The organism is Ottowia beijingensis, from assembly GCF_042680925.1.
Lineage (GTDB): Bacteria > Pseudomonadota > Gammaproteobacteria > Burkholderiales > Burkholderiaceae_C > Ottowia > Ottowia beijingensis.
The window spans coordinates 142,157-157,910 of record NZ_JBHUEP010000004.1; the positions used below are offsets into that span (position 1 = coordinate 142,157).

Consider the following 15,754-nt stretch of genomic DNA (forward strand, 5'->3'; position numbering starts at 1 on the left):
CGGGCATGAAGCGTTCTGCTGCACCACAACCGTCGTCGCCCGGCCAGCGCGCCGTGCTGCTGCCGTTGCTGGCGGCGGCGGCCGTGCTGGGCGGCTGTGCTTCGGCCGGCATCGGCATCGGCGTGCCGATCCTGCCCGGCGTGTCGCTGGGCGTCGGGGTCGGCTCGGGCGGCAACGTCCAGGTCGGGGTCGGCGCGGGTGCCGGGCCGGTGGGCGTCGGCGTGGGCGTGAACCAGCACGGCCAGGTCAGCGCCGGCGCCGGCGTGGGCGCCAGTGCACCGGTGGGCGGCGGTGCGCGGGTCGGCGTGGGCGTGGGCACGGGCACGGTGATCCACGACCCGCGCCGCAGCGCGCCGGCTGCCGCGCCGGCGGCCCCTCGCCCGGCCGCGGGCGAGCAGTCCTGACGCGGTGCGGCGGCCACGCCACCATCGCCCGCGCTGAAAAGGCGCTGAAGAGCGTCAAATCAAGCGATAACGATTTGGCGCTGTATTGCAGTTCAATAACAGAAGCTGCTCGCGCCCGGCAAATGGGCGCTGGAATGTCATTTGACCACCTAAAAAATTTGGGAAGTCCCCCCTTGCTTTCAACCTGCGCCCCCGTGCCGTTGGGCACACCAGACCGTGGTGGCCGATGGCGGATACTGCTTCGCGCTCCCAAAGACAGTTGCTCGCGCGCGATGCGATGACGAAATGACCTCGCTGCGCTTCGATGACGGCGGCTGCGCCGCCATGACGCCAGCCAAGTGCCAGGCACTCCGCGCATCACTGGTGTCATTTCGTCATCACGCCGCGCAGCGGCGCAGTCATGGCGTCATCCATCAAACACCAACGCTCATTGACGTTTTCCAACAGCATGCTTGACTATCAAGAAGTCTCAGACCGTGTTGTGGGAGCGGGCTTGCCCGCGATGAGGCGCCTCGTCGCCACGAACGCTTGATCGCGGGCAAGCCCGCTCCCACAGCGGATGAGGTCCTTGAGTCATCTGAGACTTCTTGATAGTCAGAAAAGCATGACAGCGCATGCTGCGCCAAAGAAAGCGCCCTCTCCCTCTGGGAGAGGGCTGGGGTGAGGGCCGGCAGCGTGTCATGTATGACGGAGTTGTCAATAGAAACGGTACGCCGCAAGGACTTGGCCTCCGCGCGGCATGACGACACGACCTCGGTGATGCGGGCCAGCGCCATTCCAGCGCACCCGCTGCCATCGCGGCGCCTGGAATGCATTCCGCCGCCGTCATCCCTGTTGTTCAACGCCCGGCAGCGTGTCCTGTCACCCGCGTCGGCTAGCATGGGCCGCCATCGTCTTCCGCCCCGCCCGCCGCGCCCATGCCCCCCGAACCCGACCGCAGCCCCTGGGCTGTGTTTCTGATCTTTCTGCGCCTTGGCCTGACCTCGTTCGGCGGCCCCGTCGCCCACCTGGGCTACTTCCGCCACGAGTTCGTCGCCCGCCGCCGCTGGCTGAGCGAGCGCAGCTACGCCGACCTCGTCGCGCTGTGCCAGTTTCTGCCCGGCCCGGCCAGCAGCCAGGTGGGTATGGCGCTGGGCCTGTCGCGCGCCGGCTATGGTGGCGCGCTGGCCGCCTGGGCCGGCTTCACGCTGCCGTCGGCCGCGCTGCTGATCCTGTTCGCGCTGGGCCTGAGCAGCCAGGGCCAGCTGCTGCCCGCCGGCGCGCTGCACGGCCTCAAGGTGGTTGCCGTGGCCGTGGTGGCGCAGGCGCTGTGGGGCATGGGCCGCAGCCTGTGCCCCGACGTGCCGCGCATCACCTTCATGGCCGCCGCCGCCTGCGCCGCGCTGCTGCTGCCCGGCGCCTGGGTGCAGGTCGGCATCATCGGCGTGGCCGCGCTGGCCGGCATGGCGCTGCTGCGGCCCGCGCCCGCCGCGCCCGAGCAAGCCATGCCCACCGCCATCACGCGCCGCGCCGGCAGCGCCTGGCTGGCGCTGTTCTTCGCCCTGCTGATCGGCCTGCCGCTGCTGGCCGCCGCCGTGCCCAGCCAGCCGCTGGCCTTGCTGGACGCCTTCTACCGCGCCGGCGCCCTGGTGTTCGGCGGCGGCCACGTCGTGCTGCCCCTGCTGCAGGCCGAGGTGGTGCCGCCCGGCTGGGTCGGCCACGACAGCTTTCTGGCCGGCTACGGCGCCGCGCAGGCCGTGCCCGGCCCGCTGTTCACCTTCGCCGCCTTCCTGGGTGCCGCCATGACCACCGCGCCCAACGGCTGGGCCGGCGGCCTGCTGTGCCTGGCGGCCATCTTCCTGCCCTCGTTCCTGCTGGTGGCGGGCGCGCTACCGTTCTGGGAGCGCCTGCGGCAACACGCGCCTGCCCAGGCCGCCCTGGCCGGCGTCAACGCCGCGGTCGTCGGCCTGCTGCTCGCCGCGCTGTACGACCCGGTGTGGACCGCCGCCATCCACACCCCGAAAGACTTTGCCCTTGCCCTCACCGCCCTGGTCGCCCTGATGGCCTGGAAGCTGCCGCCCTGGGGGGTGGTGCTGGCCACTGGCGTGGCGGGCTGGCTGCTGGGTTGAACCTGGAAACGGCTGGCGCCGACCCGCGAGCACGCGAAACCGTGCGCTGCGCCCTTGTCGGCGGGGGCGCCCCTTTCAGCTCAGCATGCCGCCATCGACGCGGAACTGCGAGCCCGTCACGAAGCTGGACTTCTCGCTGGCCAGGAACAGCACCATGTTGGCGATGTCCTCGCTCTCGGCATACCGGCCCAGGGGGATGGCGCTGGCGATGGCCTCCTGTGACGCCCCGGCGCCCTGCTCCAGCGAACGCATCATCTGCGTATTGACCGGCGACGGGTGCACCGAGTTGACCCGCACCTGATACGCCGCCGCTTCGTTGGCCACCACGCGGGTCATGCCGTGAATGGCGAACTTCGACGTGACGTAGGGCGACACCGGCATCGGCCCCGCCACCAAGCCGCCGATCGACGACGTATTGATCACGCTGCCGGACTTCTTCGCATACATCAGCGGCAGCACATGCTTCAGGCCCAGCCAGCAGCCCCGCACGTTGATGGCCATCACGCGGTCGAAGTCCTCGGTCTTCTGATCGACGATGGGCGCCACCTTGCCTTCGATGCCCGCATTGTTGAAGAACACATCGACGGTGCCGAAGGCCGCGACCGTTTCAGCCACGTAACGCTGGACATCTTCCTCCTTGGACACATCGGCGGTGACCGTGATCAAGCGGTCCGCCCCGGCGCCCAGCTCGGCCGCCGTCTGCGCCAGCGTCTCGCCCGAGATATCCACGATCGCCACCTTGCAGCCCTCGGCCAGAAACGCCTTCGCCGCCGCCGCACCCAGGCCGCGCGCCCCCCCGGTAATCAGAACCACCTTCTGTGCCAGATCGGGATAAGTCATGAAGCATCTCCTTGAGTTGAAACCTGTGGGGAACAAGTCTAGACGACGGTCATGACGGGCAACCGCAAGCTGGACAAGTCGCGTGCGACCGGACGAATCGACGGCATGCAAGCCCTTGCGATGGCGATAGGTGTTGCCGTCGCCGCTGGGGAAGAACAAGGCCATGCAGCGAGTGAATTTTGTTTTGTGTGAGCCGCCGCGTCTGGCACCGCTCGCACCGGGAAGGGCCGGCGCGTCTGCCATCAGCCCTTCCCACCTATTCCCTTGCCGGGAGGGGCCGCAAGGCAATGCCCCGGATGCGGATCAGACGGCCAGTACCGCACAGCCAGCAACCCCGTCAGCCGGTGGCGTGGCCTTTGTGTCTGCGGACACATCGTCCTTTCTCCCACGCGCGACCGGCACCTATTCATGAGGATGAACCATGCCGACACTTGAACAAGCCAAAGCCCATCTTCGCGTCGAGCACACCGATGAAGATGCGCTGATCCAATCCATGATTCAAGCTGCTACGTATTCCGTAGCGGATTACCTGGACATGGCGCACGAGGATATGGAACTGCTGGCGCCACCGGCACCAGTGGAAGCGGCCATTCTGTTGCGCGTGGCCGATCTGTACGAGAACCGCGAAGCCGTCACGGATCGCAGTCTGTACGACAACCCGACTTTCGCCCGCCTGCTGGCGCCGTACCGGAGCCTGTCGGTATGAGAGCCGGCACGCTCGATCAACGGGTGACGCTGGAACAGCGTGTGGAGGGCCAGGACGAGGCTGGCCAGCCCTTCGAGGATTGGATGCCGGTGTTTGATGCCTGGGCGGCTGTAGAGCCGCTACGGGGCCGGGAAGTGATTCGCGCTGACGCTGTGGCGAACATCACGGACGTGCTGGTGAAGCTGCGGTATCGACCGGGCGTGCTGGCATCCATGCGGATTAAGCACGGCAGCGACACCTACAGCATTGCCACCGTCATCAACACCAAGAGCGCCAACCGGGAAGTTGAGCTGCTGTGCAAGCGGGTGGCGTGATCCCCGCGCGCGCGTGGGAGGCCCGCCCAGACGCGAGAGGGCCATACCCAACAGCTGGGACAAGTTGTCCCACCTGTTGGTGCAGTAGGTGCGGGTAAAAATTACCCCACCGACCGGGTAATCCACCTTTTCCCGTGTTTCTTACCCCTTCAAGGGGCCGGCTGTCGCTGGCCGTGTGGGGACGGGTATGGACGAAAAAAAGCCCTAAGTGCTTGATTCACCTAGGGCTTAGTGTTTAAGATAGACGCTACTGGACTACCCAAAACAGTGTGATGGTGGTGTATTTTAACAGCAAATGGAACCGGGTATCTCCACGCATGCCGATACGTCCCCATAGAAGTGGGCATCAGCAGGCTGGATCGGGGACATATGCGTGAACCGCTGATGTTCGCATTGCGCTGAAACTGCATGTAAGGCCCGCCGAGGCCTTGGCTTCATGGCCGACGTCACGCCTGAATGCGTTGCCTTCAACCACTGACGGAGTCAACCATGCAGAAGATGATGATGAACGAAACCGAGCTGGCCGCGCGCTGGAACCTCAGTCCCAAGACCCTTCAACGCTGGCGCAGCGAAGGACGTGGCCCCAGATACATGAAGATGTCCAAGCGTGTCGTGTATCCCATCGACGAAGTCTTCGATTTCGAGTCCCGAGCTCTCCACTCGGCAACTTGGGCAAGAGCGACCGACGTCGTCTTTCCGGATGGATCGAAGCTGATGGATGCACGCGAGATTTCTTATGTGACGGCGTTGCCTCTGTACGTCTTCACGCAAAAACAGGTGCGTGAGGCGTTGGGCATCCCGCATCGTCGGGTTGAGAAACTCATCCGCTTCGACTACGAAGAAGTCATAGCATGGGCCAAACGCTGGTCGCAAGACGCGGAGGATCAGGGTATCCACGCAAAAATTGATCCGGGCGAGCAGCGCAGATCGTTGCAGCAGGCCTTGGCATCGCTGCCCGTCTGACCGCCGCATCCGCGCCACCGGCCTACTGGCCTGCCAGCTCGTAGCCGGTGCTGCGCCCGCCGCCGGGTGACTTCTTCAGCACGCCAAGTTCCAGCAGTTGCGTGATGTCGCGCAGCGCGGTGTCCGGCGAACACTTGGCGATGGTCGCCCACTTGCTGCTGGTGAGCTTGCCCTCGAAGCCGTCGAGCAGGCGGTTCAGCAGTTTCACCTGCCGTTCGTTCAGCGGCGTGCCTGCCCAGCGTTGCCAGAAGCGCGCCTTGACCAGCACGCCGTCCAGCGTGCCTTGCGCGCTCGTGACGGCGCGCCCGAGGGTGCCGAGGAACCACGACAACCAGCCCGTCACATCGAGTGTGCCTTTCTGCGTGCGCTCCAGCACGTCGTAATAGTCCTTGCGCTCGCGCTGGATTTGCGCCGACAGGCTGTAGAAGCGTTGCGGACTGCCATCGGCGCGGGCGAGAAACAGATCACCCACGGCGCGGGCGATGCGCCCGTTGCCGTCGTCGAACGGGTGCAGCGTCACGAACCACAAATGTGCGAGGCCTGCTTTCACGAGCGCAGGCTCGCCGGATTCTTCGTTCGCCCATGCGAGGAACTTCGCCGTCTCGGCGGGCAGCGCCTCGGCGGGCGGGGCCTGGAAGTGAACCTTGCGTCGCCCCACCGGGCCGGACACCACCTGCATCGGCCCGTCGGCATCATCACGCCACTGGCCGATGGCGATTCTGTTCATGCCGGAGTAGCCGGTCGGGAACAAAGCCGCGTGCCAACCAAACAGCCGTTCGGCGGTCAACGGGACAGCGGCATGGGAAGTGGCATCGAGCACCATCTCGACCACGCCTTCGACGTGCCGATCCACCGGCGCGACCGCGCCGATGTCCACACCCAGACGGCGGGCGATGGACGAGCGCACGGATTCGACGCTGAGCACTTCGCCTTCGATCTCACTGGTCTTGACTACGTCCTCGGTCAGTGCGGCGAGACTGGCCTGATCGCGCAGCGCCAACCCCACGTCGGCCAGACGGCCCAGCAGCAGGCCTTGGGCGCGACTGACCTCGGTCAACGACAGCGTCAGCGCGGACAGGTCGTAGCGCCAGCTCGGCCAGTCGTCGGCCTGCCAGATGTAGCGCCTTTCTCCGTAGTTCATGCGGAGATTAAACACCCAATTCTCCGCATCCGCAAGTCATTCACCGCGTCTAATGCGGTGAATGACGCCGCCAATCTCCGCATCGGGTGACCCAAAGAACGGCGGCGGCCTCGGCCTGAAACGCAAATGGCATAGAAGCCGGTCGACCTGTGCAACCACCCGGTGGCACGTGTCGAAGGCAGGCAATTCTCCAACCACCGGCTGGAGATTCGCCACTCGCCGAGTGACCGGTGAAAATTGTGTCGGCGCTGGCGACACAATTTCGAAGCAATCGGGTCAGCGACGACTTGATGTTCCATTTTATCTCCCAAATGTTATATTGAAAGAATGAACGGAACATCTGCCGATCATGCCCGCCGACACCCACACCCAGCGCGTCCTCGATCTGGCACGCCAGCAAGGGTTGCTGCGCGCCGTCGATCTGGACGCCATCGGTGCTCCACGGGTTGTCCTGACGCGCCTCACCGCCGCCGGTCTGCTGGATCGGGTTGGACGCGGCCTCTACCGCCCACCCAACCATCCAGTCTCGGAGCACGAAGGCCTCGCGGTGGTGGCAGCCAAGGTGCCGCAAGCCGTGTTCTGCCTGCTGACGGCACTGCAATTCCACGGGCTGACCACGCAACTGCCGCACCAGACCTGGATCGCCATGCCGCGCGGCAGCCACGCGCCCCGCATGGACTGGCCGCCGATCCGGATGGTGCAGATGACGGGCGACGCGCACACGGCGGGCATCGAGGAACACTCGTGCGACGGCGCGACGCTGCGGGTCTACAGCGCGGCCAAGACGGTCGTTGACTGCTTCAAGCACCGCAACAAGATCGGTCTGGATGTGGCGATGGAGGCGCTGAAGGATGTTTGGCGCGCGCGCAAGGCCTCGGCGGACGACCTGTGGCGCTACGCCCAGGTTTGCCGGGTCGCCAACGTGATGCGCCCCTATATGGAAGTGGTCGCCCACGAGTGATCGCGCAAATAGAAACGCCTCCACACGGGAGGCGTCGGGCCGAGGCTGCTCACCTCGGCGGGGCAAAGGAAAACGCCTCCGTGAAAAGAGGCGTTGGGCCGGAGATGCGATCTCCGGTGGGGCCATTGCGCGAATCCTACCCACACCCTGCATCTACGGCAAGGCGACGATCCACTTGATCGAGTGTGAGTAATCGCCCGGCTGCGATGATTCGGTCGCGGCTTCCATGCGGATTTTGCATGGAGATCCCGACGATGTCCCGACGCTGCGCCTGCTGTGGCAAGCCTTTGTCACCCCGCCCGCAAGTTCCCGACCAAGCCTACTGCTCCGCGCCCGACTGCCAGCGCGCCCGCAAGCGCCAGTGGCAGCGGGCCAAGCTCCAGTCCGATCCCGACTACCGGGATAACCAGCGCGCCGCGCAGCAGACGTGGTCGCAGCGCAACCCAGACTACTGGCGCAGCTACCGCGACGCCCAGCCCGACTACGCACAGCGCAACCGTGAGCAGCAGCGGTCGCGCGATCAGGCCCGAAACGACGATCTTGCAACGATGGACGTGTGCGACCTGCCGCCGGGCCTCTACCGCATCACACGCCACCCGGCGTTTCCGAGGGAAAGCGGCGCTTCGTGGGTCGTCGAGATCACGCCGGTGGCCGTGACGTGTCCGCGCAAGATGGACGTGTCAAGAGAGGACGTGATCGACGCCTCGGCGATCTCCCCGTAACTTCGCCTCCAAACGGGTTCTCGAACATCCTGCATGGCAACGATTCCAACCGTCTGCGCGACCGTTCTCGTGATCTTCACGGAGCGGCAACGCAGCCAATGAGGGGAGCGGCAGACCCGCAACGTCAACCATCGAAGTGACTGGGTCTATGCAAGCGAACGAACCTTCTCCAAGCCCGACAGGCTCTGGCCCCACGTACCGCGCTGCGCAGTACGTGCGCATGTCCACCGAGCACCAGCAATACTCGACGGAGAACCAGGGCGACAAAATCCGCGAGTACGCCGCCCGGCGCAACATCGAGATCGTTCGCACCTACGCCGACGAGGGCAAGAGCGGACTGCGCATCGACGGCAGGCAGGCGCTCCAGCAACTGATCGCCGACGTGCAGGCGGGCAAAGCTGACTTCCAGATCATCCTCGTCTATGACGTCAGCCGCTGGGGCCGGTTTCAGGACGCGGATGAAAGTGCGTACTACGAATACATCTGTCGCCGCGCCGGGATTCAGGTCGCCTACTGCGCCGAGCAGTTCGAGAACGACGGCTCGCCCGTGTCCACCATCGTCAAGGGCGTCAAGCGCGCGATGGCGGGCGAATACAGCCGCGAGCTGTCGGCGAAGGTGTTTGCGGGCCAGTGCCGCCTGATCGAGTTGGGATTCCGCCAAGGCGGGCCAGCGGGCTACGGCCTGCGTCGCGTGCTGATCGACCAGTCCGGTTCGGTGAAAGGCGAGCTTTCGCGCGGCGAGCACAAGAGCCTGCAAACCGACCGCGTGATCTTGCAGCCAGGCCCGGATGCCGAGGTCGCCGTCGTGAACCAGATCTATCGCTGGTTCGTCGAGGACGCGCTGTTCGAGTCGGAGATCGCCGAACGGCTCAACGCCAAGGGCATCCAGACCGACCTCGGGCGCGACTGGACGCGGGCCACGGTGCGGGAAGTCCTCTCCAACGAAAAGTACATCGGCAACAACGTCTACAACCGGCGCTCCTTCAAGCTCAAGAAGGTGCGGGTCGTGAACCAGCCGGAGATGTGGATCAAGAAAGAAGGCGCGTTCGAGGGCATCGTGCCGCCCGACCTGTTTTACACCGCGCAGGGCATCCTGCGCGCACGGGCATATCGCTTCAGCAACGAGGAATTGATCGAGAAGCTGCGGCGGCTGTTCCAGCAGCACGGTTACCTCTCCGGCCTGATCATCGACGAAGCGGAAGGCATGCCGTCTTCGGCGGCCTACGCGCATCGCTTCGGAAGTCTCATTCGTGCTTACCAGACGGTCGGGTTCACGCCGGATCGGGACTACCAGTATCTGGAGGTCAACCAGTTTCTGCGCCGCCTGCACCCGGAGATCGTCGGCGAGACCGAGCGGATGATCGCCGAGGTCGGCGGCGCGGTCGTGCCCGATCCGGCGAGCGACCTGCTCACTGTCAACCGCGAATTCACCGTTTCGCTCGTGCTCTCGCGCTGCCAGTTGCAAGACAACGGACGCAGGCGGTGGAAAGTGCGCTTCGACACCAGCCTGACGCCGGACATCACCGTCGCCGTCCGGCTCGACGAAACGAACCAGGCACCGCTGGACTACTACCTGCTGCCGCATCTGGACTTCGGCCAGTCGGGCATCCATCTGGCCGATCACAACGGACTTGAATTCGAGAGCTACCGCTTCGACAGCCTGGACTATCTCTACAGCATGGCCGAGCGCAGCCGCTTGAGGAGAGTCGCATGACGAAGAAGCACCACGCCACTGACCTGCAAATGATCCCGGTCGATCAGATCGCCGTGCTCAACCCACGCGACCGCAATGGCCGTGTGTTTGAGGAGATCGTCGGCAACATCAAAAGCCTTGGCCTGAAAAAGCCCGTCACGGTCACGCAGCGTGACGATCTGGAGGACGGGAAACGCTTCCTGCTGATCTGCGGCGAAGGCAGGCTCAAGGCGTTCAAGTCGCTTGGCGAGAAGGAAATCCCGGCGCTGGTCCTTGCGGTCAACGATGAGGACGCCTTCATGATGAGCCTGACCGAAAACATCGCCCGCAGGAAATACAGCGCGCTGGAACTGCTGATGAGCATCCAGCAGTTGAGCGAACAGGGCTACGACAAGCGCGTCATCGCCCAGAAGACCGGCCTGAGCCTCGACTACATCAAGGGCATCCTGCTTCTTTTTGAGGAAGGTGAGGAACGGCTGCTGGCTGCCGTGGAGTCCGGAAGGGTTCCGCTCAACGTCGCCATCACCATCGCGGGCGCAAGCGACGAAGAATCCGTCCAGACCGCCTTGCAGGATGCCTACGAAAGCGGCCAGTTGCGCGGTGGGCAGTTGATGCAGGTGCGGCGCGTGCTTCAGCGGCGCAGCACTCTCGGAAAGACGCTGAAACACCGGCCCGCACGCAAGGGAGCGGCCGTCACTACCTCCAGTCTGGTGCGCAACTACCAGAACGAGGTCGAGCGACAGAAACTGACCATCAAAAAGGCTGAGTTTACGCAGCAGCGCATGTTGTTCGTGATCGAAGCGCTGCGCCAGTTGCTGGCCGACGAGCATTTTTCCAACCTGCTGCGTGCCGAAGGGCTGGACACCTTGCCCAAGCAGCTGGCGGAACGCGTCTGGGGCGGAGGCCACGCGGCATGAGCAAACCACCGCTGGGGTTCATTCCGGAGCCGATCACACTGGCGCTGGATCGGATTCTGCCGTCCCGAAAACCGCCGGAAGGTCTCCAGGCATCGCGGAAGTTCAAGCAGATCGTGGCCTCGATGGAAGCTGTCGGGCTGATCGAACCCCTGAGCGTGGGCAAGGCCGACAAGAAAACCGGTCAGCACGTCCTGCTTGATGGCCACATGCGTTTGCTGGCGTTGCAGCAGCTCGGCTACACCGACGCGCCGTGCCTGATTGCCACTGACGATGAAAGCTACACCTATAACAACCGGATCAACCGCATCTCGTCCATTCAGGAGCACCACATGCTCCGGCGCGCGGTCGAGCGTGGCGTGACGCAAGATCGGCTGGCGAAGGCGCTGAACGTGGACATCAGCCAGATCCACAAGAAGGTCGGCCTGCTTGAAGGCATCTGCCCGGAGGCGGTCGAGATGCTCAAGGATCAGCATTTTTCGGCCAACCTCGGCTCGGTGCTTCGCAAGATGAAGCCCACACGGCAGGTCGAGTGCGTGGAACTGATGCTGACCGCAAACAACATGACCGTCGCCTATGCCGAAGCCTTGCTGGCGGCAACGCCGCCACATCTGCTGGTTAGCGAAAAGCGACCCCGGAAGCTCTCCGGCGTCACGGCGGAACAGATGGTAAAGATGGAGCGCGAAATGGGAAACATCCAAAACCAATTGAAGCTGGTCGAGAAGTCCTACGGTCAGGACGTGCTGCTCCTGACGCTGGCGCGTGGCTACCTTGGCAAGCTGATCGGCAACAAAGCCGTGTTCCGCTTCCTGTCACAACGCCAACCGGACGTGTTGGCCGAGTTCGAGAATATCGTCCAGACCGTGGCGCTGGACGGCAAATGACGAATGCGCCGGATCGTCGATGTCACCCCGGCATCTCATGCCACGTCACCGCTTGACGCCACCGATGACGACGACGGCGCAGCCGTGGCCGCTCACCGCAATGCCCCGGACGCTGATTCGACCTGCCTCTACGGCCTGATCGGCGATGTCGCCCGCGCGGGCAGCGACGGAACCGAGACCAATGCCGTCGCCATCGCCACCAACTTCATGGCCTACCTGTCCTGCGCGGTCGGGCGCGGTGTGTACCTGCCCATCGGCAATACCCGACACCACACGCGGCTGTTCTGCCTGCACATCGGGCGTTAGGGCCGTGGCCGCAAGGGCGACGCGGTGTCGCTGGTGCTGCGCATCGATCAGGCGCTGCGGGCGATGGATGACGCCTTCGCGCCGCAGATTCACCGTGGCGGCCTGTCCACACGCGAAGGGCTGGCGGCGCTGATCCACGACGGCTACCGGCAAGGTCGGCAGGACGTGCCCGCCATCGAGGACAAGCGCCTGTGGGTGGTCGAATCGGAGTTCGCCAACGTGCTGCATCAGGGGCGGCGCGATGGCAACACGCTGTCGGCGGCGCTGCGAGACTGTTGGGATGGCGTCGATCTCAAGCCCGCCACCAAGTCGAACCGGCTCTACGCCAGCGATCCGCACGTCTGCCTGAGCGGGGCGATCTCGCCGGGCGAGCTGACCAGCCTGATGAGCGCCCGCGAACTGACCAATGGCTTCGCCAACCGCTTCCTGATGATCTGGGCCGAACGCACGAGGATGCTGCCGTTCCCGAAGGAAACGCCGCAGGCCGTGGTCGAGCAGTTGGCGCGCAAGACGCTGGAGGTGCTAGCCTTCGTCGGCGCCGACCAGCACGACGAGCGCGACCACCTGCGGATGGAACTGTCGCCGCAGGCGCAGTGGCGCTACGCCCAGCTCTATCGGGGTGAGCTGAACGACGACCTCGGTGATGGCGTCATCGGCGCGCTGCTGGAACGCCGCGCCCCAATGCTGCTGCGGTTGGCCATGCTGATGGCGTTGACCGACCTGCAAACCCGCATCGACGCCCAGCACATCGACGCGGCGATGGCGTGGGTTCGGCACGCCACGGCGTCTGTGCGCTTCGTGTTCGTCAGCGCCGCCGAGGAAGCCAAGCTCGCGCAGGTGCTGGAACTGTCGAACCGCGTGCTGGCCTTCCTGCGCGAACGCGGGCAGGCGACGCGCAGCCAGATCAGCGCCGAGTGTTCCCGGGGCAAGGTACCCAAGGCGCGGCTCGACGCCAGTCTGCGGCACCTGCTGGCGGCCACGCCGCCGAAGATCACGGTGCAGTGGGGTGAGCGTGCCGATGGTGCGCCGGGCGCACCGCTGCGGGTGTACCGGCTGGCGACGGGGTAGTGCGGGGATTTTTTCGCTGATTTCGCCGGGGCGGATCGGTCGCAAGTGCTTGTCACGGCACTAATTTCTCTGATTTCTCTAATTTCGCCGGAACCGTATGCAATTCATTCAGACCGGTGACACCGTCTTCGTATCGATCAGCGCCTGCAAGTGGTCGTGCAGCAACTTCGGGATTTGCCCACCCGTGAGAAGCACGCCCGCCTCCATGTTCTGCTCCATCGCATGGCCGGTCAGATTGGCGCTGGTGATGAAGCACACGCTGCCATCGGCGACTGCGACTTTGGCGTGAACCCGCCCGTCGGCGAACTGCGCCGCCCGTTCGCGCCAAGCGTAGAGCTTCGCCGTGGGAACCAGCGTCCGCATCCTGCCGATCACATCGAACGACATGCTGCCACCATGATCCTGCGAGGATTCGAGCAGCATCGAGATGCTCACGCCGCGCGTGCTCGCGTCGTTCAGCGCCTTCACGATGGTCGAGACGTCGTAGGCCACGAAGCTGGTGACGAACAAGGTCTGCTTGGCTGCGCCGATGACTTGCAGCAGCGCCTGCTCGGTACGGCGCGCGGAAACGAAGGGCGTCGTCGGCCCCGTCCACACGAGTTCGGTGGACTGGTGCTTCGACACGTTCTCGAACGCATGGCTGGCGGCGAGCAGCATCGACGCCAACTCGCCGGAACCGACCGAAGTAGCATGCCACGCATCGACGAGCCGTTCGACGACGGCTTTGGCCGTGGCCGTGCCGACGACATCAGACAGAGCGACGTTCGCCTTCGCGTCCTCGATCTTCCGAACCGCTCCTGCGAGCGCCCGAACCTTCTCCGGCGAAACGAGACAGACCACGGCTGTGACGGCTTCCAGCAGTCTTTCCATGTCATAGCCCCGCGAAGAACGCGGCATCCCCTCGATCGAGGGTCTGCACCAGCAACGAGCGATCGAGATAACGGTTACCCCGTTCACACGAAGTCTCGGCGACCAGGCTGCACGCATGGCAGGCCGCCGCGTGCAACGAGCGGTCTTTGCCCGGATCGTGCTCCGAGCACAGTGGGTCGGACGAACAGATCTTCGACCGGTTCAGCGCCTGCCGCAGCAGCCGACCGAGATTTTCCGGTTTGCCGAGATCGACGAGGCCACCCAGCGTCCCATCGGAGTCGGCAGCCGCCGTGTAGATGAGGATGCCCGCTTGCGGGTTCGCGCTCGACACGTCGGCGTAGATGCGTTCGCGGATGCTCGCCGCGTTGTAGCCGCATTCCAGCGCCAGCTCGCGGATGAGCAGGTGCGAGAGCGTGTGGAGCATAGCGTAGCGAATGCCAGGGTAGCCATCGTTCGGATCGAGGTGACGCGAATTGCGCCATCCTCCATGACCAGCCCTGAGCATCCCGTCCACGCGCTGGACGCCAGCCTGCGCCTCCCACGCCTGCAGTGCCGCTTCATCGAACTGGATGAAGATGCCCTCACCGTGAACCTGATTTGCGGGCACCCAATCCGGTTTGCGTCGCGAGAGGCCCGCCATCTGCGGGCGCTCGTTCGGATCGCTCGATTCTTCGGGCGCTTCCACGCGAGTGAAGCCCAACAAGGCGTTGACCTCGCGCAGCCTCTCCAGCAACAGCACCCTGGCGATCCGGCTCTCGAAGCCGGGCGGCGTGGCGACCTTCTTGCTCATGAAATGCGGATAGTCGGTGGGCGGATTTGCCGCGGTCAGCACTTCCCACTCCGGCCCCTTGATGTCAGCTTCGCCAACCGTCTCCTGGACGCCGCTGTTGCGATGCGCTTCGATGGCTGCCCAGATGTCCGATGCCGGGTACTTGTCGATGCCTGGCAAGGCTCCGGTCTTTTTAAGCGCCTTCACCGTCACCGCGACGGCGACCTCGGAATCCAGATCGTCGAAGAACTCCCATCCGTCCTGAATCAGTTGGCCGAGCGGGTCTTTGGCCTGCGGGATGGCGAGCGCCGAAAGGGTGATCGGGAACCAGCTGTTCGTCGAACCCAGCAGGACTGCCCGCGCCTCCTCATCACACTCCTCGTCGAAATGATCGAGGTGGGGATGTCTGCCTCGGCAGCTCGGCAGGTTTTCCTTTCCGGCTTTGCCGAAGGCGTGCGCCATGCTGCGCGATGCGCCGCAGGCATCGCACTTTACCCACAGGTTCTCGGTCTGCAACGAAGCCCCGCTCTCGAAGAAGCGCAGCGTGCCCTTGCACGAGCTGTTGCCACCGTGGACGAAGTAATGCCAAGGGAAATCATCGAGGTGGCCGTCGCGGCAAGCCAAGAGGAAACGCGCCGGAACGGCATCGGCATCCTTCGCAGGCTGATCGCCCTTGGAGCCACGACATCCCTTGTGGACGAAGCGGGTTCTCTCCGGACGGAAGCGGTTCTCCTTAATCTCGAACAGCCCCGCGTCAAAGGGAGACAGCAGGCCGCACTTCACGCAGCGCATCCAACGCGGAAACGGACGCACGGGCACCCCGATGTTCGCTTCCGCCGACCACGGATCGACGAGTTCGCTCTTCTGGAACGGCGGCACGCGCAGGTTCTCCACCTGCGCGCCGAGCACCTTGCGCACAGCGGCGAGCAGGCGCGGCTCGGCGATGGGCTGGCAGCGATCCTTCTCCCACTGGTCGATGCCCAGCGTCACCACCGACAGGCTCGGCAGGTCGATCAGCGCACCCGGCCCGTATGTCCAGAGCAATTGACTGGGGCGGACTTCCCCGACGGGTGTTTTATTGGTGGTCATGG

The 15,754-nt window shown here is 64.7% G+C and carries 18 protein-coding genes; 14 read left to right on the forward strand and 4 right to left on the reverse strand.

Going from position 1 to position 15,754, the window contains the following annotated elements; genetic code table 11:
- The first annotated feature begins 5 nt into the window (after positions 1 to 5).
- From ACFSCU_RS02820 to chrA, 3 genes are all read left to right on the forward strand, one after another.
- Positions 6 to 404, forward strand: a complete 399-nt coding sequence (locus ACFSCU_RS02820; protein ID WP_377559843.1) for a hypothetical protein — start codon at positions 6 to 8, stop codon at positions 402 to 404.
- Between the two features lie 285 nt (positions 405 to 689).
- On the forward strand, positions 690 to 860 hold the full coding sequence (locus ACFSCU_RS02825; protein WP_180550050.1) for a hypothetical protein: 171 nt from the start codon (positions 690 to 692) through the stop codon (positions 858 to 860).
- A 461-nt stretch (positions 861 to 1,321) separates the two neighbouring features.
- On the forward strand, positions 1,322 to 2,512 hold the full coding sequence (gene chrA / locus ACFSCU_RS02830; RefSeq protein WP_377559845.1) for a chromate efflux transporter: 1,191 nt from the start codon (positions 1,322 to 1,324) through the stop codon (positions 2,510 to 2,512).
- 75 nt (positions 2,513 to 2,587) lie between these two features.
- On the opposite strand, the gene ACFSCU_RS02835 is transcribed toward chrA, so the two are convergent.
- Complete coding sequence (locus ACFSCU_RS02835) at positions 2,588 to 3,352, reverse strand: SDR family NAD(P)-dependent oxidoreductase (RefSeq protein ID WP_333708039.1); 765 nt, start codon at positions 3,350 to 3,352, stop codon at positions 2,588 to 2,590.
- A gap of 51 nt (positions 3,353 to 3,403) precedes the next feature.
- On the opposite strand from ACFSCU_RS02835, the gene ACFSCU_RS02840 reads away from it, so the two are divergent.
- The 4 genes from ACFSCU_RS02840 (at position 3,404) to ACFSCU_RS02855 (ending at position 5,335) form a co-directional block, all read left to right on the forward strand.
- On the forward strand, positions 3,404 to 3,544 hold the full coding sequence (locus tag ACFSCU_RS02840; protein WP_180549129.1) for a hypothetical protein: 141 nt from the start codon (positions 3,404 to 3,406) through the stop codon (positions 3,542 to 3,544).
- A 229-nt stretch (positions 3,545 to 3,773) separates the two neighbouring features.
- Entirely contained in the window at positions 3,774 to 4,058 is a 285-nt protein-coding gene (locus ACFSCU_RS02845; protein ID WP_180550051.1) for a head-tail connector protein, read from the forward strand.
- Positions 4,055 to 4,372 carry a phage head closure protein gene (locus tag ACFSCU_RS02850; RefSeq protein ID WP_180550052.1) on the forward strand — a complete coding sequence of 106 codons (318 nt, stop codon included), beginning with the start codon at positions 4,055 to 4,057 and terminating at the stop codon, positions 4,370 to 4,372. The genes ACFSCU_RS02845 and ACFSCU_RS02850 overlap by 4 nt, the downstream gene beginning before the upstream one ends.
- A gap of 489 nt (positions 4,373 to 4,861) precedes the next feature.
- Complete coding sequence (locus tag ACFSCU_RS02855; RefSeq protein WP_180550053.1) at positions 4,862 to 5,335, forward strand: helix-turn-helix transcriptional regulator; 474 nt, start codon at positions 4,862 to 4,864, stop codon at positions 5,333 to 5,335.
- Positions 5,336 to 5,357: 22 nt separating this feature from the next.
- Here ACFSCU_RS02855 and ACFSCU_RS02860 read toward each other — a convergent pair whose 3' ends face one another.
- Positions 5,358 to 6,476 (reverse strand): Fic family protein, encoded by a 1,119-nt coding sequence (locus ACFSCU_RS02860; RefSeq protein ID WP_180550054.1) that lies wholly within the window; start codon positions 6,474 to 6,476, stop codon positions 5,358 to 5,360.
- Between the two features lie 349 nt (positions 6,477 to 6,825).
- On the opposite strand from ACFSCU_RS02860, the gene ACFSCU_RS02865 reads away from it, so the two are divergent.
- From ACFSCU_RS02865 to ACFSCU_RS02895, 7 genes are all read left to right on the forward strand, one after another.
- The gene (locus tag ACFSCU_RS02865) at positions 6,826 to 7,437 is read left to right on the forward strand and encodes a type IV toxin-antitoxin system AbiEi family antitoxin domain-containing protein (RefSeq protein WP_180550055.1); all 612 of its coding nucleotides are present in this window, start codon (positions 6,826 to 6,828) and stop codon (positions 7,435 to 7,437) included.
- Between the two features lie 254 nt (positions 7,438 to 7,691).
- Positions 7,692 to 8,159, forward strand: a complete 468-nt coding sequence (locus tag ACFSCU_RS02870; protein ID WP_377559911.1) for a hypothetical protein — start codon at positions 7,692 to 7,694, stop codon at positions 8,157 to 8,159.
- A 148-nt stretch (positions 8,160 to 8,307) separates the two neighbouring features.
- Positions 8,308 to 9,873 carry a recombinase family protein gene (locus ACFSCU_RS02875; RefSeq protein WP_180550056.1) on the forward strand — a complete coding sequence of 522 codons (1,566 nt, stop codon included), beginning with the start codon at positions 8,308 to 8,310 and terminating at the stop codon, positions 9,871 to 9,873.
- On the forward strand, positions 9,870 to 10,769 hold the full coding sequence (locus ACFSCU_RS02880; RefSeq protein ID WP_377559846.1) for a plasmid partitioning protein RepB C-terminal domain-containing protein: 900 nt from the start codon (positions 9,870 to 9,872) through the stop codon (positions 10,767 to 10,769). The genes ACFSCU_RS02875 and ACFSCU_RS02880 overlap by 4 nt, the downstream gene beginning before the upstream one ends.
- Entirely contained in the window at positions 10,766 to 11,650 is an 885-nt protein-coding gene (locus ACFSCU_RS02885; protein ID WP_377559847.1) for a plasmid partitioning protein RepB C-terminal domain-containing protein, read from the forward strand. Before ACFSCU_RS02880 ends, ACFSCU_RS02885 begins: the two co-directional genes overlap by 4 nt.
- Positions 11,651 to 11,653: 3 nt before the next feature.
- Positions 11,654 to 11,956 carry a hypothetical protein gene (locus ACFSCU_RS02890; protein WP_257645665.1) on the forward strand — a complete coding sequence of 101 codons (303 nt, stop codon included), beginning with the start codon at positions 11,654 to 11,656 and terminating at the stop codon, positions 11,954 to 11,956.
- Between the two features lie 24 nt (positions 11,957 to 11,980).
- Complete coding sequence (locus ACFSCU_RS02895) at positions 11,981 to 13,024, forward strand: YfjI family protein (protein WP_257645666.1); 1,044 nt, start codon at positions 11,981 to 11,983, stop codon at positions 13,022 to 13,024.
- A 108-nt stretch (positions 13,025 to 13,132) separates the two neighbouring features.
- On the opposite strand, the gene drmC is transcribed toward ACFSCU_RS02895, so the two are convergent.
- Both drmC and drmB read right to left on the reverse strand, forming a co-directional pair.
- Positions 13,133 to 13,894, reverse strand: coding sequence for a DISARM system phospholipase D-like protein DrmC (drmC, locus tag ACFSCU_RS02900; RefSeq protein ID WP_180551723.1), 762 nt, complete (start codon positions 13,892 to 13,894; stop codon positions 13,133 to 13,135).
- 1 nt (position 13,895) lies between these two features.
- The gene (drmB, locus tag ACFSCU_RS02905; protein ID WP_180550057.1) at positions 13,896 to 15,752 is read right to left on the reverse strand and encodes a DUF1998 domain-containing protein; all 1,857 of its coding nucleotides are present in this window, start codon (positions 15,750 to 15,752) and stop codon (positions 13,896 to 13,898) included.
- Between the last annotated feature and the right edge of the window lie 2 nt (positions 15,753 to 15,754).